17 protein-coding genes are annotated in these 23,455 nt (G+C 38.3%); 3 read left to right on the forward strand and 14 right to left on the reverse strand.

Annotated elements, in window-relative coordinates:
- Window positions 1-153: 153 nt before the first annotated feature.
- The 4 genes from INP51_RS12125 to INP51_RS12140 are packed head-to-tail and all read right to left on the reverse strand — an operon-like array spanning window position 154 to window position 4,445.
- Window positions 154-1,278, reverse strand: a complete 1,125-nt coding sequence (locus INP51_RS12125) for an enolase C-terminal domain-like protein (RefSeq protein ID WP_193735106.1) — start codon at window positions 1,276-1,278, stop codon at window positions 154-156.
- A 49-nt stretch (window positions 1,279-1,327) separates the two neighbouring features.
- Window positions 1,328-2,170: a carbohydrate ABC transporter permease gene (locus tag INP51_RS12130; RefSeq protein WP_193735107.1), complete on the reverse strand. Its 843-nt coding sequence runs from the start codon at window positions 2,168-2,170 to the stop codon at window positions 1,328-1,330.
- Between the two features lie 12 nt (window positions 2,171-2,182).
- Window positions 2,183-3,091 (reverse strand): carbohydrate ABC transporter permease, encoded by a 909-nt coding sequence (locus tag INP51_RS12135; protein ID WP_193735108.1) that lies wholly within the window; start codon window positions 3,089-3,091, stop codon window positions 2,183-2,185.
- Window positions 3,092-3,107: 16 nt separating this feature from the next.
- A complete protein-coding gene (locus INP51_RS12140; RefSeq protein WP_193735109.1) occupies window positions 3,108-4,445 on the reverse strand; it encodes an ABC transporter substrate-binding protein in 1,338 nt (445 codons plus the stop codon).
- A gap of 208 nt (window positions 4,446-4,653) precedes the next feature.
- Between INP51_RS12140 and INP51_RS12145 the strand changes: the two genes are divergently transcribed.
- The 3 genes from INP51_RS12145 to INP51_RS12155 are packed head-to-tail and all read left to right on the forward strand — an operon-like array spanning window position 4,654 to window position 9,002.
- Window positions 4,654-6,417 carry a cache domain-containing sensor histidine kinase gene (locus INP51_RS12145; protein WP_193735110.1) on the forward strand — a complete coding sequence of 588 codons (1,764 nt, stop codon included), beginning with the start codon at window positions 4,654-4,656 and terminating at the stop codon, window positions 6,415-6,417.
- A complete protein-coding gene (locus INP51_RS12150) occupies window positions 6,414-7,934 on the forward strand; it encodes a response regulator transcription factor (protein WP_193735111.1) in 1,521 nt (506 codons plus the stop codon). Before INP51_RS12145 ends, INP51_RS12150 begins: the two co-directional genes overlap by 4 nt.
- A 60-nt stretch (window positions 7,935-7,994) precedes the next feature.
- Window positions 7,995-9,002 (forward strand): sugar-binding transcriptional regulator, encoded by a 1,008-nt coding sequence (locus INP51_RS12155; protein WP_193735112.1) that lies wholly within the window; start codon window positions 7,995-7,997, stop codon window positions 9,000-9,002.
- A 51-nt stretch (window positions 9,003-9,053) separates the two neighbouring features.
- On the opposite strand, the gene INP51_RS12160 is transcribed toward INP51_RS12155, so the two are convergent.
- The 10 genes from INP51_RS12160 to INP51_RS12205 all read right to left on the reverse strand — a co-directional run bounded on the left by INP51_RS12160 (window position 9,054) and on the right by INP51_RS12205 (window position 23,445).
- Window positions 9,054-9,884 (reverse strand): phosphoenolpyruvate hydrolase family protein, encoded by an 831-nt coding sequence (locus INP51_RS12160; RefSeq protein ID WP_193735113.1) that lies wholly within the window; start codon window positions 9,882-9,884, stop codon window positions 9,054-9,056.
- Window positions 9,885-9,896: 12 nt separating this feature from the next.
- A complete protein-coding gene (locus tag INP51_RS12165; protein WP_193735114.1) occupies window positions 9,897-11,243 on the reverse strand; it encodes a Tm-1-like ATP-binding domain-containing protein in 1,347 nt (448 codons plus the stop codon).
- A 136-nt stretch (window positions 11,244-11,379) separates the two neighbouring features.
- Window positions 11,380-12,222 carry a phosphoenolpyruvate hydrolase family protein gene (locus tag INP51_RS12170; RefSeq protein ID WP_193735115.1) on the reverse strand — a complete coding sequence of 281 codons (843 nt, stop codon included), beginning with the start codon at window positions 12,220-12,222 and terminating at the stop codon, window positions 11,380-11,382.
- A 51-nt stretch (window positions 12,223-12,273) separates the two neighbouring features.
- Complete coding sequence (locus INP51_RS12175) at window positions 12,274-13,590, reverse strand: RuBisCO large subunit C-terminal-like domain-containing protein (protein WP_193735116.1); 1,317 nt, start codon at window positions 13,588-13,590, stop codon at window positions 12,274-12,276.
- A 491-nt stretch (window positions 13,591-14,081) separates the two neighbouring features.
- Window positions 14,082-15,026, reverse strand: a complete 945-nt coding sequence (locus tag INP51_RS12180; protein ID WP_193735117.1) for a glycoside hydrolase family protein — start codon at window positions 15,024-15,026, stop codon at window positions 14,082-14,084.
- A 39-nt stretch (window positions 15,027-15,065) separates the two neighbouring features.
- Complete coding sequence (locus tag INP51_RS12185) at window positions 15,066-16,412, reverse strand: right-handed parallel beta-helix repeat-containing protein (protein WP_193735118.1); 1,347 nt, start codon at window positions 16,410-16,412, stop codon at window positions 15,066-15,068.
- A complete protein-coding gene (locus INP51_RS12190; RefSeq protein ID WP_193735119.1) occupies window positions 16,405-18,225 on the reverse strand; it encodes a hypothetical protein in 1,821 nt (606 codons plus the stop codon). Before INP51_RS12190 ends, INP51_RS12185 begins: the two co-directional genes overlap by 8 nt.
- A gap of 16 nt (window positions 18,226-18,241) precedes the next feature.
- Window positions 18,242-20,092: a hypothetical protein gene (locus INP51_RS12195; protein ID WP_193735120.1), complete on the reverse strand. Its 1,851-nt coding sequence runs from the start codon at window positions 20,090-20,092 to the stop codon at window positions 18,242-18,244.
- A 19-nt stretch (window positions 20,093-20,111) separates the two neighbouring features.
- Window positions 20,112-21,719 (reverse strand): response regulator transcription factor, encoded by a 1,608-nt coding sequence (locus INP51_RS12200; protein WP_193735121.1) that lies wholly within the window; start codon window positions 21,717-21,719, stop codon window positions 20,112-20,114.
- Window positions 21,712-23,445: a sensor histidine kinase gene (locus INP51_RS12205; protein ID WP_193735122.1), complete on the reverse strand. Its 1,734-nt coding sequence runs from the start codon at window positions 23,443-23,445 to the stop codon at window positions 21,712-21,714. The genes INP51_RS12200 and INP51_RS12205 overlap by 8 nt, the downstream gene beginning before the upstream one ends.
- Window positions 23,446-23,455: the final 10 nt, after the last annotated feature.

Consider the following 23,455-nt stretch of genomic DNA (forward strand, 5'->3'; position numbering starts at 1 on the left):
CGAATTCACGAAGTATATCCATCATTAAAAGAACGCCATCGACCACTCCCTCAGGGAGTCCAGATGACGTTGCTCTATTTAGAAAATACCACTTTGAATTCACCACAATGACTATATCAAGCCGATTTTAAATCACGCGATCAATACACATACCTATATTTCTTTCCCCCATATAAGCTCCATTCCAAACCCCGCTTTATCCGGGATTGTTATTCGACCCTGATTCAAATGATACCCGCTAAAATCGACGCCTTCTGTTTCATCTATAATACCTTCAATTGTCGGTATGTAAGAATACGATGCCGCCAAATTGGCAGTGTAATGCGTTTTAATCTTCAAGCCCCAATTATGAGGAGAAATTTTTATTTGATGCTCTTGCAATTTTGGCAATAATTTTCTCCAATTTGTAAATCCAAAGCTGGCAATATCCATTTGTAATACATCAATCACTCCCTTTTCCGCCATTGGAAGAAGCTTTTCTAGCTGTGGGTTAGCTTCGCCGTCAGCAATCATAGTACCTGGACTTTTGTCGTTAATATATTCCTTTAGTTCTAGATCTTCTTTATAATTTTCAACAAACGGTTCTTCGATCCAATATAACTTACAATCTGCAGTTGCATTAATATATTGTTTCATTTTCTCCATTGTATAAACACTGTTTGCATCCACCATGATCTTAGCATCCGGATAATGATCCCTTATCATTGTAGTAACTTCAATATCTTCTTTTAAGCCTTTTTTCCAATCCATCCATTTGGGGGCCCGTCCAATTTTTATTTTAAAATCTCTGTATCCTAACTCATAATCCGCTTTACATTCTTCTAATATTCTACTTAAACCTCCCGGTTCTATATCAGGACTGATGTCATCCATCAATATAACCCCGTCATAGCAGTGAACAATTGGGGGCTCACTCCCCCCCAGCATGCGGTATACCGGAACATTTAATATACAACCCGCTAAATCATGAAGTGCAAAGTCGTATGCAAAATGTTCCTGCCCCAATATACCTGTCTCAAACTGAAACACATCCGATACTCTTCTCCCTATCAACATTCCATCTTTTTCTTTATCATAACTATCCAAATAAAGTCCCCATCCTCTGGCACCTTGATCTGTCAGTATCTCTTTAATAAGGAAATTATCCCCATATCCATGTTCTCCGCGAACAGAATTTTTTCCGTTTAATCGGCTATAGCGATTCCGCAATTCTAAAGTTTTAATGCAAGCGATTTTATGATATGACAATTCCTCTAAATTTATTTTATCATCCTTCATTTTTAAAACCCACCTTTCTGTAAAAGCCGTCATGGACGGCTTTTATGTCTCAACCCTTTAAACCTGAAGTAGCAATTCCCTCAACGAAATATTTTTGCAGAAAGAAAAATATCAAAACACAAGGAAGTACCGCTACCACTGACATAGATAAGATATTTCTCCATTCGATCGTTGTAGTTGTATCTATGGCCATTCTCAATCCCAATGAGACTGTATAGTTGTATACTGAACTTATGTATATATATTGCTGAAAAAAATCATTCCACGTCCATATAAACTGGAAAATGATCGCTGAAATCACAGCAGGCTTACTCAAAGGTAATAAAATCAGCAGCAAAATTCGAAAGGATGAGCATCCATCGATTCTTGCAGCTTCATCAAGTTCACTCGGGATTCCACGGAAAAACTGTATAAACATATACACAAAGAATGATGATGTAGCTAATGCAGCAGGGATCCAGAATACATTGTAGCTGTCAACCCAGTTCAATTTTACAAAGATCAAATATCGCGGAACAAGTAATACCGATGCAGGCAACATCATTAATAACATCATAATTGTAAAGAATAACTTCTTTCCTGGAAATGTAAACCGTACAAATCCATACGCAGTAAGAATGCTTGAAATTACGGTAAGAATAACTGTAGGAACGACCAGTTTAAATGAATTCCATAGATAGACCCCAAAGGAAATCTTACCGGATCCTTTCCATCCTTCTCTATAACCTGTAAAATCAAAAGATTTTGGAAGTATCTTGATCGAACCAAATATCTCCTGATTCGTTTTAAATGACCCAAAAACCATATATACAAGAGGAAATATCAACAAAATACCTACTAGAATCAGGAAAACATATTTCAGCAACAAATTCATGTGATGTATGCGTTTCATGAAAAGACCCCCCTATTCATCATAATAAACCCATTTCTTCGAGGTGACAAAAATAACCATTGTTACGAACATAATTACTGCAAAAAGTATCCATGAAAGTGCACTTGCATATCCCATTTTGAAATTGGTAAATGCTTCATTATAAATTTTAATACCATAAAGATAAGTGGATCTGTTTGGGCCTCCCTTCGTCAACACAAATGCCGTTGAGAATTCTTGAAAGCAACTAATAGACTGCATTAAGAGATTAAACAACATAATCGGAGAGATCATCGGTAACGTAATATGGAAAAATTTCTTCCAGTAACCTGCGCCATCAATAGATGCCGATTCATACAATGAGCGTGGTACATTTTTTAATGCTGATAAGAACAACACCATGGAAGACCCAAATTGCCATATCGGAATAATACATATAGTAACCAGTGCTTTTTTAGGATCACCTAACCAATTAATCGAGGCCAATCCAAAAGATTGCAATATTTCATTAACAATTCCCTTATTCTGAAAAATAAATCTCCATACAATAGAAATCGCAACACTGCTTCCAAAGATTGATGGAAGATAATATAGTGTCCGGAACGCATTGATTCCTTTTATGTCCGTATTCAATAACATTGCTATAAACAAAGCGACTAATACTCGTCCCGGAACTGCTATAATTACATATTTTAATGTCACTTTTACGTTGATCCAAAAATCTCTGTCCTTTGTAAAAATATCAAAGTAGTTTTTCAATCCTACAAAGGACATCCCAGTAGCCATAGACTTATTCGTAAAGGACAAAACCAACGAATAAACAAACGGGAAAATTTGAAATATAAGTACTCCTAATAGCCATGGGGTTATATACGCCAGACCGCTCATATCATGTTTTGAATATTTTTTAACCTTCTTTCTCGTTTTCACATTCTCTTTCATAAGCTCCTCCGAATCTCTATTGTTCAGAAATTTCTTTTAACTCAAGAACCTTTTCCTCCATGAGCTTAACAAATTCTTCCGCCCCTTCTGCTGGCGATTTTTCTTTATAATAGACAGCATTTAAAACATCATTTTCTATTGTTTCTATTTCTGCGTTTGTACTAATAACATTTTGTCCTAATCCACCTTTATGTTCTTCGGCAAACTCGTTAATTTTCTTTAAATCAGGATCTAGTTTACCCTCAGTCAACATAATATCAAGTGCCTTCTTATTAGAGGGGATAGATCTTGACATTTCTAAAGTCTTTATAGCTTTTTCATTATTAAAGAAATAATTTGCGAATTTCAACGCCTCCTCTAAATGCTCACTATTTGCATTGACTGCAATCATATTTGTTGGACGTAGTACTATGCCTGAGTTCTGGGCATCACTGTCACCTAACGGTTCTACACAAACCAGATCGCCCTCTGGTAACGAGGCCTTAAATTGATCATATCCAGAACTAAAATCCGGACACATAACAATTTGATTATTCAACCACAAAGGATTCTCCACCGGGGTTTGAATTTCAACTGTCTGGTCATAGGGTTGTATTACATTCTCATCATAAAGCTCAGTAATATACTCCAGTGTCTTTTCAACCTCTTTCTCGGAAAATCCTATAACATAATCATCTCCAACCAGTTTCTTCCCCGTTAAATTAAATAAATACGGCTCGAAAATGAATCTATTGATTGTATTGGGATATATTAAATACGCTTCCTGATCCTGTTCATGAACCTTTTTACCTTCTTCTAATAATACATCCCATGTAAAATGTTGGCTAAGATCTATCCCATATTTTTCAGCTGTTGTCTTGCTTCCAAAAAGACAAGTAAAGTTTACTCCACTTGGGATACCAATAAGTGCACCATTTGGCGAAGTTATGCCTTCCAAAATAGCTTCCGGAAATTCACTTAAATCTATCAAATCCTCTTTTCTAAAATCAACAAAATCATTTGTTTTCCAAAGATTCTCCAAAAAAGCATAGTCTATCTGGATAATATCCGGCGCTGTTCCAGCCGCAAGCTGAGTTGTCATCTTCTCCAAATATCCATCCCAACCACCATATTCACCTGCAATTTCTACATTGGGATTACCTTCTTCATACTGCTGAATCATATCCAGGGTTGCCTTATGTCTAGTATCCCCACCCCACCATGAAAAACGTAATTTAGTACGTTCATCTTCTTTTACCCCTGTCGACGAAGTTTTTTCTTCCATCGAATGTTTTGCACTATCCTTGCTTCCTCCACAAGCAATCATAGAAAATGCTAAACCAACAGCAATTGCACCCAAGAATTTTTTTCTCATAATCTTCTTCTCCTCCACATCTACTCGTTTTTAATTTTTACGATATATTTAGTATAACTTTCCTTACCACAAGAATAAATAGTCAAAACCTTGTTTATATTAGGCAAAACCTTGTATTTTATTTCTAAAGATTGTCTTTAACAAATTATCTTGGTATACTATTAAATATAATAAATGTTTCGATTAATCGATTTAGAGGTGATATATAATGATTAGTAAATGGAAACAAAATTTTACAAATTCTCCTCTTTCCAAAAAAATAATTATAATCGTATTACCAGGAATATCTTTGTTTGCTGTCACAATATTGGTGGGGTTTCTATTGACAATTCGATCCACGAATCATATGATCTATCAAAATACTGGTGAATTACTATTGTACTCATCAAATGATATTTCCAATAATTTGAGCTCAATCCAAGATATGGCAAATTTTATCCTTGAGGATACTGATATTCAATCTTCCTTAGGAAAGGTAAAAGATTCTAAAAGTGGGGAAACCTCTTACAATGCGTATTCCAAAATTCAAATACGCTTGAATAATTATTATCAAAAATTCAAATCAAATTATGTCAACTACATTCAGATAACAAATCAAAAGTTTTCTGTTCCTTCATCAACAATTGACACGTATGTAATACCCCCTGAAATACAAGAACATTTGTTTCAGAAAGCTCTGGAAAAAGACGGTCGTCTATACTGGATTACCGACTATAAGGATACTTATGGAGTGTTTCTAGTAAGAAGTATACGAAGAATCGATAACATACGGCTTGATGATCTTGGAATAATGGTCATAAATGTTAATCTAAAAAAAATGTTGGAGGATCTTAGCATTAGTTCAAATCCGGATTCAACTTCTTATATAATCAGTGACAGCAAACATATATTATACGCTCCCGATGAGTTAAAAGATATCTCCGCAGAAACCTTGCAAACCAACTCTGATCAATTTTACACAATTAAAAAAATCTCAGGAAAGAGATTTTTTATGGTCAAAGGTCGTCTCCCTATAACATCATGGGATTACTACTGCCTATCCCCATATGACAACATTTATAAAAATATACTTTTTTTTCAGCATTTGTTCATTTTACTATTAGTTTTTAGCTTTATTCTCTGTATTTTATTAACCAGAATTCTTATGAAACCTTTACTAATACATTTTAAAACATTGATGAAAAAAATAAGGGTCTTTGGAGATAACAACTTTGAAACAATTGATGTTCCTTACAAATACGAGAATCGCCAAGACGAAATCGGTCAGCTTCATCAACAATTTGATTCAATGGCACATAAAATTCAAACTCTAATTAAAGAAAACTACGAAGCCAGGATTTTGGCAAAAGAATCCCAATTAAAGGCTCTGGAAATGCAGATTAATCCGCATTTTTTGTATAACACTCTGCAGTCAATTGGTTGGAGAGCAAAATTATTAAAGGATGCTCAAATTTCGCTCATGACTGAATCCCTCGGCAAGCTTTTGCGAATTACTCTCAATTTTGAGAATAAAGATTCTTCTTTACGTCAGGAGCTGGAACTGGTTAAATATTATATGAATATTCAAGGAATCCGCTATGATGATAGTCTCACGTATTCCATAGATGTAGAAGAGGACCTTCTTGGAATTTATCTGCCTAAATTTACATTGCAGCCATTAGTTGAAAATGCCATTCACTATACCTTAGAAGACGACAGCGATGAATGTTTTATTAAAATTCATGCCCATAGAAATAAAGATATGGTCGTAATCATTGTGGCAAATACAGCATCAAGTTTTGAAGAAAATCTTCTTGGGAAACTCCTTTTGGGGAAGATCCTCCCACATGGCTTTGGTATAGGAATTCTCAATGTAAACAAAAGACTGGAGCTTGCCTTTGGTGAATCATATAAACTCAGTTTTTTTAATAAAGATGACTTTGCAATAGCTGAAATCTATATTCCTTACAATTATATGGAGGATAAAAAATGATACGCTTATTGATAGCTGATGATGAAAAAATTATACGAGAAACATTAAACACAATAATCGACTGGACAAGCATGAACATCGAAGTCGTTGCCCTTTGCAAAAATGGTCTGGAAGCTTACGATGCTATTTTAGATTTATATCCAGATATTGTATTAACAGACATCCGAATGCCTAAACTATCGGGACTTGAACTGATACATAAAATCACACAGAACTATGATAATATTCAGTTTATTATCCTTTCCGGCTATAGTGACTTTTCTTATGCGAAAGAAGCTATGGGCTATGGAATCAGACATTATATAACGAAACCCTGTAACGAAAATGAAATTATTCATTCAGTAAATGATGCAATAAAAGAACACTACCACGAATTATATCTTAATGGTTTAAATGCGGGTTTGACAACGGGTCTTTTTCTGGGTGAAAATATTATGTCAGACCTGCTTCTTCATCTGCTTTCTTCATATCAGGAAATTAATTCGACACTATCTATGTATGAAACCTATTTGGATTTTTTCCATACCCCATACCAATTATGTTATATATACTTTTTAGAAGAATACCTAGTCACAACTTGTATAGAAAAAATTCAGATGGCATTAAAGCAAAATCGAATTCACGCTTCTTCCGACTTCATTTATGTGAAAAATACACTTTTATTCTTCTTTATTGACTCAAAAATGGAATATCATGATTTTGACAACTCTATGCATTTAATAGAATTTTCAAATCAGAATGTTTCTTGCTCATATAAAAGAACTTCTTTTCCAGATTTGCAATTGCTCTTAACAACAGTAGAAGGACAGGTTAAACGCTATGAAACAATTTACCTCTATATAGGTAAAAAGGCAATCACAATCTGTAATTACGATAATTTATTTCAAAAGGTATTAGAACTGGGGAACAGTCTTACAAAGAATGTTGACCGCACAGCTCATCATTATAAACTCCAAGAGTTGAAAACAATTTTGGTTTCAGTAAAAGATATCGAGCTCCTCCGATCGTTGGTAAACATTTTATTATTGAAATCAGTACAAACTTCAACGATATATACCACATCAGACATTACCGAGTTTATGTTATTTATAGGCAGTATAACCTCCAATAAAGAAATTTGCAGTTTTATATTTGATAAAATCGATAAGATTTTTTCCTATCCTATTACATTAGATACACACAAATACAAGCCTTTCATACAGGATATTTTAAATTATACTAGAGAGCATATCAGTATTCCGGAGTTGACATTAAAATGGATTGTAGAGAACCATCTATACATGAATGTAGATTATGTAAGCCGACAGTTTGTCTTACAAACAGGTATTAAATTTTCCGATTATCTAAATCAACTTAGGGTTGAAAAGGCAAAACAGCTTTTGATCAACAAAGATACCGAGAAAATCTATCAGGTAGCTGAACAGGTTGGATGCGGTAATAATCCACAGTATTTTAGTCACCTGTTCAAAAAATACACGAAAATGACGCCAAAAGATTATATACGCAAAATGAAGTAGCTGAAGTTAGATATAGAAACGCATATTTTACATTATTTATTCAAAAAGAGGAGGACTGATATGTCAGAAGCTCACAAAAAGAACATGCTTGGTAACGATACGAATTTGTATACACAATCAGTATATCTGATATCTCAGGCCGCATATCTATACTATATTCTTGGATTATCGCAAAAAGATGTAGCCAAAAAGTTAGATCTGTCCCCTTCTACAATATCGAGACTTATCAAGGCAGCAAAAGATCTGGGTATTATTGATATCCGAATGAATCCCATTCATGAAAACAGTGTCAAATTGCACGATCAACTTCTGTCTACATATAAATTAAAGGAAATCATCATTGCACCAGTGTGCTCGAATATGGACAGCGATCAGGTCAAACAATCTGTTGCTCTGGAAGGAGCGCGCTATATCCAACGAATTATCAGTGATAATGATATTTTAGGTATCGCCTGGGGCGGCACGATGAATTACCTTATTAATCTTTTAAACCCCAGTCAAAAAAAGAACACAAAGTTTGTGACTTTACATGGAAGTATCTATAATTTTGATTATGAGATCGACGTACAAACTTTAGTTTCAGAAATTGCAAAGGCATTTAACGGAAAACGGTATGGTATGATGGTAAACGGATTGCTGCGCAGTGAGGAGGCAGTTCAAATTATCCAGAAAGAACCCAATATTACAAGGGTGTATCAAATGTTTGAGCAGATTACCGTATCCTTAAGCGGAATAGGTTCATTTGTACCAGAAATCACGTCTTCACTGGGACATAGCGGTTATCTCCGGAAAGATGAACTCCGCGAGCTAAAAGAGGAAGGGGTCTGCGGGGATTTAATGATTCGCTTTTTTAACAAGGATGGAAAAGAGTGTAACACCAGCTTAAAGAATCGGACAATGGCGATAGAATATGACCAGTATCAGAAAATCCCCAATAAAATCGTAGCGGCATCTGGTGTACATAAGGCACAGGCCATTGTTTCAGCCATAAACGGAAGATTAATTGATACCTTGATTGTCGATAGTCTTTTGGCACAGCAACTTCTAGATTTAGCAAAAACAACGTAAATTACAATATCGTGACCCTTTTCATAAGATCACGATATTCGCTTGCTTTTATTATATTTGAATGTCCTTATATTGCTTTGTAATTTCTACGACAGCCTTTTCTGTGGGAATACGTTCCCCTGATGAACCGGAAGCATACCCATGTGCATGTGTATGTTGGATTGAGTAAGCCGCGGTGCTCACATTATTCAACGGTCCTCCGTGTGTCAACACAATAATATCCGGATTGACACTTAGCCCTGCCTCAATCATGGCATTGATTTGATCCACCGAATCGTCAAGATCCTCCGTTTTTTCTGTGCCGGTTAAACCACCTGATGTTACACCGATCATAGCACCAATCACATCAGCACCAGCTTTCGCCATCTCTTTTACTTGCTCAGCCGACATACACCAGGCTACAGTCGCCATATCCTTTTCACTTGCCTTTTGAATCAACGCAGTCTCCCTTGCAAATCCTATTCCACTCTTCTCCAATTCTTCAAGGAAATAGGGTCCGTACATGGCGGCAAAAGGCTCATTCGTGACACCGGAAAAGCCCATATCCTTAAGGCTATCCAGAAATCGATCCATGTCCAGAGAAACATCATGGGCCCCAACTCCTGCAATCAGCGGTGTCTGTTCGACTACTGGAAGAATTTGCCGCGCCAGATTCAGTAACTCTTCATTTGCATTGCAATATGGCAGCCATGCTAGAAGAGACGGAAGCCCTTGCATACGAAATTGAGCCGTTGAATATATGCCGATAAGATCTGCTCCTCCGATCTCAGCGCACTTCGCAGTTAAACCATTCCCAGACCCAAACATCAACAGTGGTTTATTCCTCTCAATTTCCTTTCGCAAGCGTTGTACTACTTCATTTTTTGTGTAACGTTTTGCCATAACACACCTCAATCAAATGCTCTCGACAACATATTCTATGTCTGCATATTTGCCCTTGGTATACTGCCCTTTCAGCATATCATTCAGAACATTGGCCATAAGCAGTGCAAATTCAGGTTCATTCAGGTGCTTATCCACCACAAGAATTTCGATGTTGTCTTTCGATATATCAAGCTCCCTTTTAAGCATTTCATAAAACACCATGCTCCTTTTGGACCAGCCAGGTTTATTCTTGTCCTCAATCCAACATACACCGGGACCTGGTCCACTCCATCCCAATTCCTTGTTTGGCTCTTTTATGTCTACCGCACTCCATCCACGCATTGGAATAAAAAAAGTTGTGGGGGCCTTCGCCGTATTCAACTTTTGGGCTATTTCAGAGGCTATTTCCCGGATTTCATCTGGTGACGTCCCAATACAGGTGACTGTAGCATTGTGAATATATAGCCCCTTTCCAGGCAGACCTACCCGATCCATATGTTCTTTCGGGATCGTTTCTCTGGGTCCAAAATTTATAATTTCCAGACCTCCGGGAGCCAACACCTGAGGAATTCCCTTTTTTGCAGCGGCCGTCAGCCGATCCGCTCCCGCGGAAAGCACACCCCCGAATCGCTCATCTACAAGTTCATGTGTCGTAATATCTAAAAGCCCTTTAATAAATCCATCTTCAATCATTTCCTCCATAGACCTGCCGCCAGCTCCGGTAGAATGGTTGATAATCACATCATAATCACCTTGCTCTTCAAAAAAAGCACTTGCCTTAAGGACGCAAGGCGTCGTCACGCCAAACATCATACAGCCCAAAAGAGGTTTGATCTCTGCCTGATTCACCTGTGGAGCCATGGCCATGCCAACAATTCCTGCTGCCGCCTGGGAAAGAATCTGCCTCGTCACAACATTCAATCCTGCTTCCGCGATTGGATACATCATAGTAATATCCTTGGACCCCACATAAGGCCGCACATCTCCGGATGCCATAGTGGTCAGCATCATTTTTGGCACTCCTATGGGTAAGGACCTCATGATGGATGTGGAAATTGTGGCACCCATAGACCCACCATAAGAAATTATTCCATCTATCTCTCCTGTTTCATATAACTTCTTAACATATGCCTGTCCAGCTTCACAAATCATAGAACTTGCAGCATCCCGGCTACTTGTCACAATTTCCTCTTTCTTCTTCCCGGTTTCATTTAAAACAGTACTAAGCGGAATATCCGCCCAGCCAACCTCTTTTCCTAAACTAATCTCCATAACTCGGGCTTCACCGCCGACTTCATTGATTCTTTCTCGAAGATAGTTGATTTCCTTTCCTTTTGTATCCAAAATTCCACACACAATAATAACAGGTTTATGCATACTACTCCTTTCACAAGGTTAGTGAAAGCCCCATCACAAGGTACTCTTCACCTGTTACAATGGGGCTTTATTCAATATCGATGCTCTCAAGTTTCATTGATTCCTGACAGCATCGCTATGAACAATTCAAAAGGAATTATTGTTTGATTAAACAACTTTTAAAATCCTTTACAGCATCCATCAATGGCTGTTCTATAGGAATACGTTCAATACTTGATGCACCTAAAAATCCAACGGATTCTGTGTGTTGATACATGTATTCCGTGTCCTTTGGCATGGCAATCGGACCACCGTGGGAGAAAATTAAAATATCGGGGGATATTTTACGGGCAGCATCTGTCATGCGATTGACAAGATCGGCTGCTTCCTTGAGTGCATAGTCTTCAGAATATTTCGAGCCAATGGATCCTCCCACTGTCAAACCCATGTGACAGATCAACACATCTAAGCCGGCCTTTCCCACCATAGCTGCTTCTTCTTCATTAAAGGCATAACCCATTGTAAACAAGCCCAGTTCCTTGGCTAACTTCAGGGTTTCGATCTCCTTACCATATCCCATGCCTGTGTCCTCAAGTTCCTGGCGAAAACGACCATCAATCAAACCAACCGTAGGAAAATTCATTACACCTGAGAAACCCAAATCAATTAAATGTCGAAGAAACGGTCTCATTTCTCTGGTGGGATCAGATCCAGAGATTCCACCGATCATAGGTGCCTCTTTAATTAACGGCATAACCCGATGAGCCAATTGAATTACAATGTCATTGGCATTTCCATAAGGCATAAGTCCGGCCAAAGAACCATTGCCATCCATACGGTAAAGTCCGGAATTATAGACTCCGATTAAATCTGCGCCACCTTTTTCCGCAAACTTTCCTGATATACCTGTTCCAGCACCTGCGATAACTACCGGATGTCCTTCTTCAATTGTTTTTTTCAGTCTGTTCAGTACTTCTGTGCGCGTATATTGGTTTGCCATGTTCATAACCCTCCTGCTTTTTTTATTTCGATACTTCTATGATTGATATGTTTATTTCTTCAAATCAAAAAGAGATTTGTCCTCTTCACCATAAAGACCCCATGCATTCAAAGCTGCTTTAAGTTCCGGATATTCATCACGAACCTCCGAAAGTTCTTTGCCGGCTACAACGGCATCCATGGCCTGACGGAATGCTCTGGCACCCGCAGCAGCACCCATCGGATGACCATGTATGGCACCGCCGGCCGCAACGATCACATCTTTTCCAAACATATGATACAATTCCTGCACATGGCCTTGCGTGGTTCCTCCGCCTGGCATAGGGAATACTGGTTTAATGTGAGGCATTGATGCGGTCAATTGATATCCAACATGGATAAATGTATCCATCATCATGGGGAATTTACCATAAGGACTTAGCGCGATGGACATATCCAGACCGGCCAGACGAGGCAGCTTTCCGCAGGACAGTGTGGCACTCATACCGGATGTTGGCGATTCATAGAAGGCACCTGTAAAATCGGAATGCCCCAGGATCGGCACATTGATATTTTCATCCGAAGTCAGCATACGAGTCGCATCCAATCCAATCGTCATATAATTGACCATCAGGCAGTTGGCTCCAGCTTCAATTGCCTTGTATGCGTTTTCCTTTAGTTTTTCCGTGCGGTCTGTAATGTTGAAAGCAAACAAGGTCTTCTCATTCTTTTTACGATCCGCTTTATGAACCGCCTCCATCACATACTTCACTCTTTCAACCAGTGGACAATGTTCGGCATCAGCCACCAGCTCATCGTCTTTGATAATATCAACCCCACCGATGCTTGCCTCATAGGCGTATTTTGCAGTCTCTTTCGGATTAAGACCCGTGCAGGGCTTGATCATGTTGTTCAGAAGCGGCCTGTCTTGAACACCAAGAATCTCTCGAAGGCCTGAAATGCCAAACTTAGGACCTGCAAAATGCTTTAAAAAGCCCTCAGGAAATTCCAGATCAAGAAGTTTCAGCTTGCCGGAACTTGAAATATTGCCAAGAATCGTGCTTAGCATCATAGCAAACTGGGTTCCAAAATTCTCATATGGGTACGCAATACGAATGATAAAGTTGCGTTCAGTAACGCCATCGGGTATTTCATATTGATAGGATGGCGTTTCGTATACCCCCACAACACGCCCGATATGTTTTTCTCGTACCTGAGGGGTTTCTCCGGGCACCTTAAGCCAAGTTCCCGTTGTTTGTTCAACCGCCAGCGCAGCAGCGTGTCGAATCATCTCCGTACCTGGCTTTGCAGCACTATAGTAGGTTGCAATGACATAGTCGTCTTTTCTTATATTTTCTGGCATTTGTACAATGATAGGATCTAGATACACGATATTCCTCCTCGCTTTTTGATAAGACGTTAAAAATTACATAAAAATAAAGTTCATGATTTGATACTTCCTTTTGATATATATATCAAAAAATGTTTTCTTTTAAAAATAAAACCTCGAGATTTTCGGTTCTTAACGTCTAAAGTCAGTGTACATCATGTACTATAATTTATCAATATGGAAAGTTATTTCATATAATATATCTAAGAAATTTATTTCAGTGTCTTAATTATAAGTTATTGTTTCATTTATTTACGATAATTTTCGTCATAATATGTTGTTTTTTTACAATATATTAATCCATTCAGCAAAGAGAATACTTTCCCAGAGCCGGAAAACTTCCAAAGGAAGGTCCTATGTAACCATAAAAACCGGCAGTTCCTTTTCTCGGATCTGCCGGACTTTAACACTCTATTCTATTACCATGTTCCTCATCACTTTATCTGTACTCGTTACAACAGCAGACAAAGTTTCTTCCTATTATCCACCAATCAATATTCTAAATCTAATGCTACATTATCTCGATCACATTCTAAATGATTTCCTACCAAGAATAATTCCGCAGCCTGAATAGATGACCTTCTATAATGATATCCCGAATTAATTTCAGAACACCTGTCTCCTTCATGACTCGCCTCTGGGTGAGTAAAATAGAATATATATGCATGTCCTCTATGAACTAAAACATCACCGTGAGAACCAATTGCCCCATCATCTGTACGGTTACCTGGTTGATTCAAAATATTGGGACAACGTTCCCAATGTTGAAGATCATCACTTCTATATACTCCTAAACCCTCCCATGGATCGGTAATCATCCAATAATGGTTTTTAAACAAGAAAACATTTGGACCTTCATGTGGACAATCGGTTATCTCCGGTCCCCCCACCGTCCAACTGTATAAATCATCACTGTATGCCGTATATGTATGACTATCATGTATTTCATCTTTATACCACATTTTAAACCTTCCATCCGGACAAAGAATTACACAAGCATCGATTACTTTATTGGATGAAAGAGAAAGTGGGCTATCAAATTCCCAATCCCATAAATTATCACTAGTGTAATGAAGAATTGTCCGAGGTTGATCCCATGTGCATGGTATTCCTCTTACATAGGATACATACATATGATAGATTCCTTCATGTTCGATGATTTCAGGTGCCCAGTATGTATTTCGACCTTTTTCATACTGCAGACCTTGTGCAATTCCACGATAAATCCAAGTTCTTCCATAATCATTGGAACTTGCGATCCCGATATCCGTCCCGTGAACGAAAGAAACTCCATAATTTACACACGACGCTCTTCTATTTGTATAAAAAATCCACCAACTCTTTTCTTGCTTATTCCAGATGATGACCGGATCCGCCGCTCCATCATAGATAGGATCCCGAAAGAGCGGTGCATTGGGCGTGATTATTTTATTCATAAGATAGACTCCCTTATAAAAATCTGTTTTCCTGATTCGTCAATTGTTTTTTAGCAATGTACAAAGTGTATCCCACTTTTCTGCAAGCCAGTCCCGACCTTCTGCTTCTCCTTCAATAAATTTTGCAAAGTCAAAAGTTTCCTTTGAAAGCGGGCTTTCATCTTTTGGTAACACTTTAATTTCACCATACCAATTTCGTTTATACTTTGCAAACTGCCATCCCTTTTTAGGTCCGTCTCCAAAAAGCAATACATTATTACTTATCTCATAATTTTCTCCATTGCCGAATACACAAATCATACTGCTTTCATCACCCACAAAGAGATTACCATAAATTTTCACTGGTACTCCCTGATCGTAGACTCCAATTCCCCTACCATCCCGCAAGCTAACATTGTATCGCAAGATGGTGCCTCTACAATCCTTGTTATAGCTAAGTTTCATGCAGTTGAGCCAAAATCCTCCTTCATTGTCATGAGAATAATTATACTGAAAGATCGTATCACCCGCCGTCCCCCAATCAGTGTCAAAGGCAGTTCCGTCATTCTCAAACAGTTTGGTTTTTGCCACCTCATTCCTTTGAATTAATGCATTACTTGTTGCACAAACCCATATGCCTGCGATCAGCTGTGTATCTGAAAGATTCCCCAGAGCACCAGCTTCAATACAGACATTACCATCAATCAGCGGGGATATACAATTTGCCACAATAATACCATCAGACCCCGTTCTTTCGATTCGGTTACCCCTGACCACAATATGCGTATGATGAATATCATTTATGAAATCTTCCTCTTGATTTATACGTATTCCGCTCGTATAGACATCATGGATATAATTTTTCTCAATAATAATATCATGGAGATGATTCTCAAAAGAGCTGCGTCCTGGCATCGTTACATAAATACCGCCATTCCAATACATACTTTTATATACATCTCTCGATCGTCTATTTTCTCCGCATACCATCGAAATCTCACAGTTTCTGACAACGATATCTTTTGTTATACCTTCCGGATTACCGCAGATACAGATCCCCTGCCGCACATTCCTATCAATAGCAGTGTTTTTTATCCGGATTCCATCTATAATGTAATAACTGACACCTCGCAAATAAATTGCAGCATATGCTCCATTTCCGTCTATCAGAGGTGCTTCGCCTTCCCCGTAAGCCTCGATCACTACCGGATTCCATCTTCCACCATTACCTTTCGGTTCCAGCGTTCCCATCCAGATACTTCCCTTTTTTAGACAAATGCGGTCTCCTGGTGCAAGAAGCAAGTGATTAACCGGTAACAGACTTTTCCATGCTTCTCTCACTGATAAACCACTGTTTGTATCTTCCCCTTCTGCGCTGTCCACATAAAAAATCCGTCTATCAATCATATCCGATCTCCTCGATTTTATTTCTACATTTAGCCAATGCATCCAGACGAAATGCTCCCGGCCATGCCACTAACCACTCGGAGCAACTGCCCCATACAGACTGCCTCGAAAGCTCATAACTTTCATCCTGGCTGCCGGCCGGCCGCTCTTTTCCATTTATAACCAGCGTACCGTCAGACAAATGTTGGCATCCATTGATCCAAATTGCATTAGCACGTTTTGTCCAAATACTTTTTCCTGTATATTTGCTTAGCTTATAAAGTTCCGGAATATACGAAAGTGCAAAAGAGTCCATCCCTTCATGCACAGTAGATACCAGTGTTCCACCATAAGAATCATAACCAGTCTGCCCAAGTGTTGTATCTTGATTAAATTTTTCCGTACAGGTGTACTGCCATGTAGAAAGATACCATGCCGCGTTCTCGGCCCTCAATAACCACTTTTCTTCTCTGGTCACTTCATATAGCATGATAGCACATTTAAAAAGCGGAATTGAAGACTCTTTATCAATTGAGAAAATATCAAGTGCACCGGCTGTCGTAAATCCCTCCTCTTCTAACTCTGCATAATAATGTTCGAGTGCATGTACAGCTGCCGCAAGATATGATGCATCCCTACTTCTTTTGTAGGCTTCTATCAGCGGCATGGCAAGAAATGCACCAACTGTCCCCTCCTCAATCGCAACGCTTCCGTCCTCCTTCCAGCACTTTGCAAACGCACCATTTTTCTTCTGATGTTTTATGGCAAAAGTGCAGATATCATATGCTGTCTTTTTATAAGATTCTTTCTTTATTCCCAATTCTTTTGCCAAATCATACGCTTCAAAATAGGCAATTCCAGCGGTTCCCATATTGCAGGCTTCTAAATACCGGATCTGACCCGGATCGTAATAACTGTGTATAACACCGATTGGCAGATATGCATAGCGGATCCAACTATCCAACACAGAAAATCCTATTTCTTTTGCCTCTATATCTGTAGGATTACAAACTGCTTCCCTGAGCAAAGCATTTGCCAGCAGTGCATTTTGTCCGCACCATCCTATCTCATATTTATTTGCAGACCTTTTTCTCCATGCGCCGTTCTCATAGTAAAGGCCAATATTAAACCCACAAAAACCATCCGCTTCCTCTGTATACAAATTCTTAGCAAAAGTAATTCCAAGTTTTTCTATTTGCTTTGGCGAATAGGAGGTTATTCTTTTTGAATCCTCTTTCAGGAAAGCAAATTCGAGCGCTTTTTTGTATCCCATTTTGGGAATTGCCTCTGTCTCAATGACAAGATAGGAGACAAAGCAGGCTTTTTTGTCCATCTGTGTATAAAAAGGGGTACCAAACCGATACAAGTGCAGCTGACGTGGTTCTTCTGTCTCCGGCCAGATAATTTTTTGAACCATATAATCTCCGTCCTTATACATGCTCATACACGAATGGTCATTTGGCTGACCCAATAACGTAGTGGATACCGATAAACCGGCGATTCTTCCCTGTGATTGTGTCATAGCCGGTACACTGGCTCTATGCCAACCATATTTCCACGGAAAACCATGGTAACGATCATCTGTATATTCACAAAAAGTTCCGAATCCATTTCCATTATAATTAATCCCAGGTATCATATAAAAATCCGGAATAAAAGCAGTATGTATTTCCATCTCCATCTGAGAAGTCGGTACACATATACGCCTCCACTCGTAAATTCCGATACCAATTTTACGCAATTCATCTTTACATTTTTCTTTTCCAATCAGGGTAAGTAACTGTTTTCCCTGATGATAGAAACAGATATCTTTCCCTCTACAACTCCATTCCATACGCCCTTCTCCTCTCTTACTGTAGGTATCCATCAAGGAAGTTCCAGTTCTCACAAGCACGAAGAACCTCTAGACGAAAAGCTCCCGGCCAAGCAACCAACCATTGTGATACACCAAATGGTCTTGCCCAACCATCCTTGTGATTTGACAAGCTTCCCCAACGTGTATGTAAATATCCTTCATCACTCGATCCTACCGGTCTCGGTTCAGACCCCATTACAGTTAATGTCCCATCAGAAATCCCCTGTATCCCATTACACCAGATAGCAAGAGCACGTCTTTCCCACTCTTTATTATTTTTGTATTTGGAAAGTTTCAAAAGATCATCCACATAACAAAGTGCAAAAGCATCTATATGTAGGTGAGATGTCGAAACCGCTGTTCCACCAAACGTATCATAATCCAAAGTATGCAATATACTGCTTTCATCATATGGTACCGTGTGATGCCACTGCCATCCGCTCAGATACCATGCCGCTTCTTCCGCCATATCTAGATATTTATCAAATCCCATCTCCTCATACATCATTATTCCACCTTTTAATAGAGGAATAATGGATTCCTTATCTATACAACATGTGTCCAGTGCTCCCGCTACTCCATATCCATTATTGTCAAATTCTCTAAAGTAAAACGAGTATGCACGTGCCGCTGCTATCGAATACTTATCTTCTTTTGTAATAGCATAAGCTTTTATAAGTGGCAAAATTAAGAAATCTCCTGCTGTACCATCAATTACAAGAGGCATCCCCTCCTTATCCCAAATTGTTCCAACGCCTCCATCCAATCGCTGTCGTTTTATTATGAAATCGCAGATGAAAAGTGCCGTCTCCAGATATACTTTCTTTTCAAAGCCAAGTTTTTTTGTCATCTCATATGCTTCAAAGAACTGCATACCTCCAGTTCCAAGATTACAGGCATCAATTTTCTGTTCTTCATCATCATACCGTGTAAGCGGATAACCATAGTCACTTTTCGCCATATCAGACCAACTATCCAATACTTTAAGTGCTATCTCTTTAGATCTTACATCCCCGTTCATCTGATAGTCATACAGAAGCGAAACCGCAAGAGAGATATTCTGTCCGCACCATCCCATTTCATATTTTTGTTCCATGCGTTTCTCCCAACGATCTTTTTGTCTCGTGAATCCAATGCTGAATCCGCAAAACCCATCGTCTTCTTCTGTATAAAGCTCCTTCGCATAACTACACTGCATTTTCCAGATCTTTGCTGCCTTGAACTGCATCTTTAATATATGATCATTTTTTTTGAAAACATATGAAAGCATCTGTTTCCAAGCCTCTTCTTTTTCATCGCCAATAAAGAGATACCCTATGAACAGATCTGCAGGATACATCTTTCCATAATACGCCTCCCCCCATCCATCTGCCATGAGAACGCACGGCTCTTCGGTTTCAGGCCAAATCAGTCTATGTACCGCAGCACCGTTTTCTAAATATAGACTTGCCGATGGCTTTTCTTCCCCATATACTGCCGTACTGACAGATTCATTTGTTTCCGAAAAAAAGCCAACAGAAGAACTCCCACCAGGCACAGCAGTCCTATGATAAGCGAACGTATAGGGCACACCATTTTGTGTAAACCCTTTATATTCGTGATCCGTTCCCCATCTATTACCATCATATGAAAGGGGAAATATCTGGGTATGACTGCTTTGATAATATGTAATCATCTTGATTTCCATATGATTAACAGGCGATTGCATGTTCCGTTCAATCTTAACAATTCCATTTGCAAAATGGATTGTATCCTTTCCATTTTCTATTCCGACGATACGCACCACTACTTTTTTTCCATTGCAAATTAGATGGTCTTTCCCATCTTTTTTAATGTCTAGTTTCATAAAATTATTCCTTTCACTTTTATCTATTCTCTCCTTGCAGCACCATCTTTCTATATTCCTGTGGGGTATATCCAGTATGCTTTTTAAAAAAATGGGTAAAATGTGAAGAAGTATGCAGTCCTATTGCATTTGCAATCTGAGTCATCTTAACAAATGGGTCCTCCAGCATACTTTTCGCCACGTCAATCCTTTTTTCAGCAATAAAATGATTGAGTGTGTTTCCAGTAACCTCTTTATATACGCGTGATGTATACGTTGAATTCATTCCAACATAATAACCGATATTGACGAGAGAGAGATCTTCTCCAATATTCATATCAATATACTTGTTGATCTTATTCACAAGAAATTGCTTTGTATCAAGCTTCATTTCGCGTCTCTTTTTAAAATAGAGATGTGCAACCTCATTACAATATACAATGGCATGGCAGAAATCTTGGTGTGAACAGTAATTCGTAAGTTTATCAATTTTTAATTTTCGAAATATATCGCTGTCTTCAGGCAGATAATTCATTATCGCACCAAGTACCCGTGAGGATATCTGTGAAAAAGTGACCGCCTGCTCATTATCGTCCAATTCTTTACACTTAAATAAAATCTTCTCTATACCCTGAATATATTTTTCCTCATCACAGTGCAGCAAATATTGATCCAGCCTTTGTAGCTCTTCCTTTGTCGTACCTTTAACCCGTTCTTTCCAGACATGCTTTTTCATAATCAACTGCTGACTGATAATCCGGATACCCTCACTCTCATCCAATTCATAGAGGCGATAATTTAAATTTCTATATGCCTCGTCCACACTTCTTGCAGTAACAGCTTCCCCAAATATAAAAAAATCTGGTATTTGCAGCTCGCTTTTTTCACATATACGATAGCCAATCTCGATAAACCCTTTCAAACGGTTCGGATTATTTGAATCCGATTGTGCAAGTAGGATGCCACTTACATCATCTAAAAAAACATCAAGAATTACATATGCTCCACCTAGTGTCTGTGTAAAAACATTTCTTATTTCTTCGCGTTCAACTGTGTCAGTGCCTTCTGCCAGACGTATTGTCGCCAATAAAAATGGCTTATCAAGTTCAAACCTGATATCCGCATACGATAATTTCATTTTCATCTTTTCTATTTGATAAGTATCCATCTCTTCAGAAAACAAAAGAGTATCTATAATAGCATGTTTCACCACAGGTTTAAGTTCTGCGAGAGAATTCGTCAATGTTAATACGTGTGCTTTTTCCTCATAAATTTCATCCAGGCGTGCGTATATCTTATCGAGTGCTAAGAGTATCGCTTCATCGCCTTCTGTTTTCAAAACAAAGGAGATCGTATTCTCATTTACCGCTTCTTTCGCATATTGGAAATTTTCCTGACCTGTCAGAAAAATCGTCAGACAATCTGTCCACCTGTCTGATACGATATCACGCAATTGGATGCCATCTATCTGCGGCATCCGAATATCTGTCATCAGAACGTTAATTTGTACATTTTCAAAGATTTCCAAGGCCTCTTTGGCAGAGCTGGCCTTATGTACATAAAATTTGCCTCCACGTTCACGCTCTACCATCTTGTATAACGACTCAAGAATCAACGGTTCATCATCTACTACGATCAAATTATACATTTTTTAAATTTACCCCTGCCAATCTAAGAGTAATCTGCACACCGCCCTCGGGACGATTATCAATCTCTATTCCACTGTCTTTTCCGTATATAGAACTCACCCTTGCCTGGATATTCGTCAGTCCATGTACTTCTATGAGTCCTATATCAGTTGAATAAATCTGTGCCTGTATACGCTTCAACTCCCTGTCTGGAATACCAATACCATTATCCTCTACCCGAAAGATGAAATCTTCTCCTTCTAACATTACCTGTATATGAATCCAGCCATCTGCAGCAATATCCTTTAAACCATGTTCATACGCATTTTCAACAATTGGCTGAATTAGCATTGGAGCAATATACAAGTTTTTTACATGGTCATTAATTTCGTCCACTTCTATTCGTATACGATTACCAAATCTTGTTTCCTGAATATACAGATAATTTTTGAGATGACCCATCTCCTGTTCCATCTTAACGAAAGAATCGGTATTTTTTGTTATGTATTGATAATACTGTCCCAAATGTTTCGTATATTCTGCAATTTCCTCATTTTCATCATATTTTGCCATGCGGTAAATCATGAATATACTATTGTATAAAAAATGTGGCTGTATCTGATACTGTAATTGCCGAAACTCTGCCATCTTAGACTGATACTGCGCTTCTATTTTATCGGACATTAGTTTTTTCATATCATCTATCATATGGTTATATCTGTCGTAGATCTTTCCGAACTCGTCCTTTTGTTTATCCACTATCATATAGGAATCTTTCTGTTGCTCCATTGCACGGATAATTTTACCAAGCGGTTTTGCAATGATATGATTTGTGTAAGAAGCGTATAAGACAAATAGTATAACGGCCAGTACAGTCAAACCCAGATTCAGGAAGTTAAAAAAGCCAAGCGGTTGTGTGACATTATCTCTTGGATATAAATACACCATCCAGATACCAATATCATCCATATAAATACAACTTCCATAATCTTTTTCTTTAAGCCGGAATTGTTCATCATTTTCTGAAACTTTGATTTTCTCCGATACGAGAGTTAGCATCTCCTTATCAGGCTTAAATCCCTTACCACCGGATATATTTGGAGAAAGCAGATTGCCTTTTGTATCATATAGCAGCACCAATCCATCCTTCGTTCGATACAGATCTGGGTTGAGAAAATTACAAATATCGGCAAATGGGAGATAACTTCTTACACAATAAGCTGTATGATTTTCCTTACCTTTTGGCATTCCTACAGGAAAGTAGGTTGTAATATAAATTCCTCTATCTCGATCGATTTTTATCTGGTTATATTCAAAAAAATCAATCTTCTCAAAATAATCCTTCATCGGATATCCTGAGCTAATTGATATTTTTGTATTTTCGAAGTAGACTTTAATAGATTCAACGAGACTATGCAATACCTTTATCTCCCGAAGGCGTTCAGATAATTCCACTGTGCTTCTATACTGTTCATATTGGGTCATATACTCCCATGTGAGATTTATTTCTGATAATTTCGTATCCTGGGATAGATTACTTTGTGCAAGCAGAAGGCTGTCAATTTGCTGTTCGAGATCATCTTTCCATACCTCTGCCTTTACATCCATTTGCTCCATTATTTTTTCAGTTACCACTTTTTTACTATATTGGTTGCTGAAAAGTCCCAACAAATAAAAGCAAACACAAATCAGGAGTATCAGAAGTATCATTTTTTTAAAAGATTTCATATTCAACATTTTTTTCATAACGCCCTCC

The sequence above is a fragment of the Blautia liquoris genome (assembly GCF_015159595.1).
Taxonomy (GTDB): Bacteria; Bacillota; Clostridia; order Lachnospirales; family Lachnospiraceae; genus Novisyntrophococcus; species Novisyntrophococcus liquoris.

What these genes read in the sequence shown, in the direction of transcription:
- INP51_RS12140 (WP_193735109.1), bottom strand. Translation starts at nt 4,445, where the DNA reads ATGAGAAAAAAATTCTTGGGTGCAATTGCTGTTGGTTTAGCATTTTCT.
- INP51_RS12155 (WP_193735112.1), top strand. Translation starts at nt 7,995, where the DNA reads ATGTCAGAAGCTCACAAAAAGAACATGCTTGGTAACGATACGAATTTG.
- INP51_RS12165 (WP_193735114.1), bottom strand. Translation starts at nt 11,243, where the DNA reads ATGCATAAACCTGTTATTATTGTGTGTGGAATTTTGGATACAAAAGGA.
- INP51_RS12125 (WP_193735106.1), bottom strand. Translation starts at nt 1,278, where the DNA reads ATGAAGGATGATAAAATAAATTTAGAGGAATTGTCATATCATAAAATC.
- INP51_RS12195 (WP_193735120.1), bottom strand. Translation starts at nt 20,092, where the DNA reads ATGAAACTAGACATTAAAAAAGATGGGAAAGACCATCTAATTTGCAAT.
- INP51_RS12180 (WP_193735117.1), bottom strand. Translation starts at nt 15,026, where the DNA reads ATGAATAAAATAATCACGCCCAATGCACCGCTCTTTCGGGATCCTATC.
- INP51_RS12200 (WP_193735121.1), bottom strand. Translation starts at nt 21,719, where the DNA reads ATGTATAATTTGATCGTAGTAGATGATGAACCGTTGATTCTTGAGTCG.
- INP51_RS12135 (WP_193735108.1), bottom strand. Translation starts at nt 3,091, where the DNA reads ATGAAAGAGAATGTGAAAACGAGAAAGAAGGTTAAAAAATATTCAAAA.
- INP51_RS12190 (WP_193735119.1), bottom strand. Translation starts at nt 18,225, where the DNA reads ATGGAATGGAGTTGTAGAGGGAAAGATATCTGTTTCTATCATCAGGGA.
- INP51_RS12145 (WP_193735110.1), top strand. Translation starts at nt 4,654, where the DNA reads ATGATTAGTAAATGGAAACAAAATTTTACAAATTCTCCTCTTTCCAAA.
- INP51_RS12150 (WP_193735111.1), top strand. Translation starts at nt 6,414, where the DNA reads ATGATACGCTTATTGATAGCTGATGATGAAAAAATTATACGAGAAACA.
- INP51_RS12160 (WP_193735113.1), bottom strand. Translation starts at nt 9,884, where the DNA reads ATGGCAAAACGTTACACAAAAAATGAAGTAGTACAACGCTTGCGAAAG.
- INP51_RS12130 (WP_193735107.1), bottom strand. Translation starts at nt 2,170, where the DNA reads ATGAAACGCATACATCACATGAATTTGTTGCTGAAATATGTTTTCCTG.
- INP51_RS12205 (WP_193735122.1), bottom strand. Translation starts at nt 23,445, where the DNA reads ATGAAAAAAATGTTGAATATGAAATCTTTTAAAAAAATGATACTTCTG.
- INP51_RS12170 (WP_193735115.1), bottom strand. Translation starts at nt 12,222, where the DNA reads ATGGCAAACCAATATACGCGCACAGAAGTACTGAACAGACTGAAAAAA.
- INP51_RS12185 (WP_193735118.1), bottom strand. Translation starts at nt 16,412, where the DNA reads ATGATTGATAGACGGATTTTTTATGTGGACAGCGCAGAAGGGGAAGAT.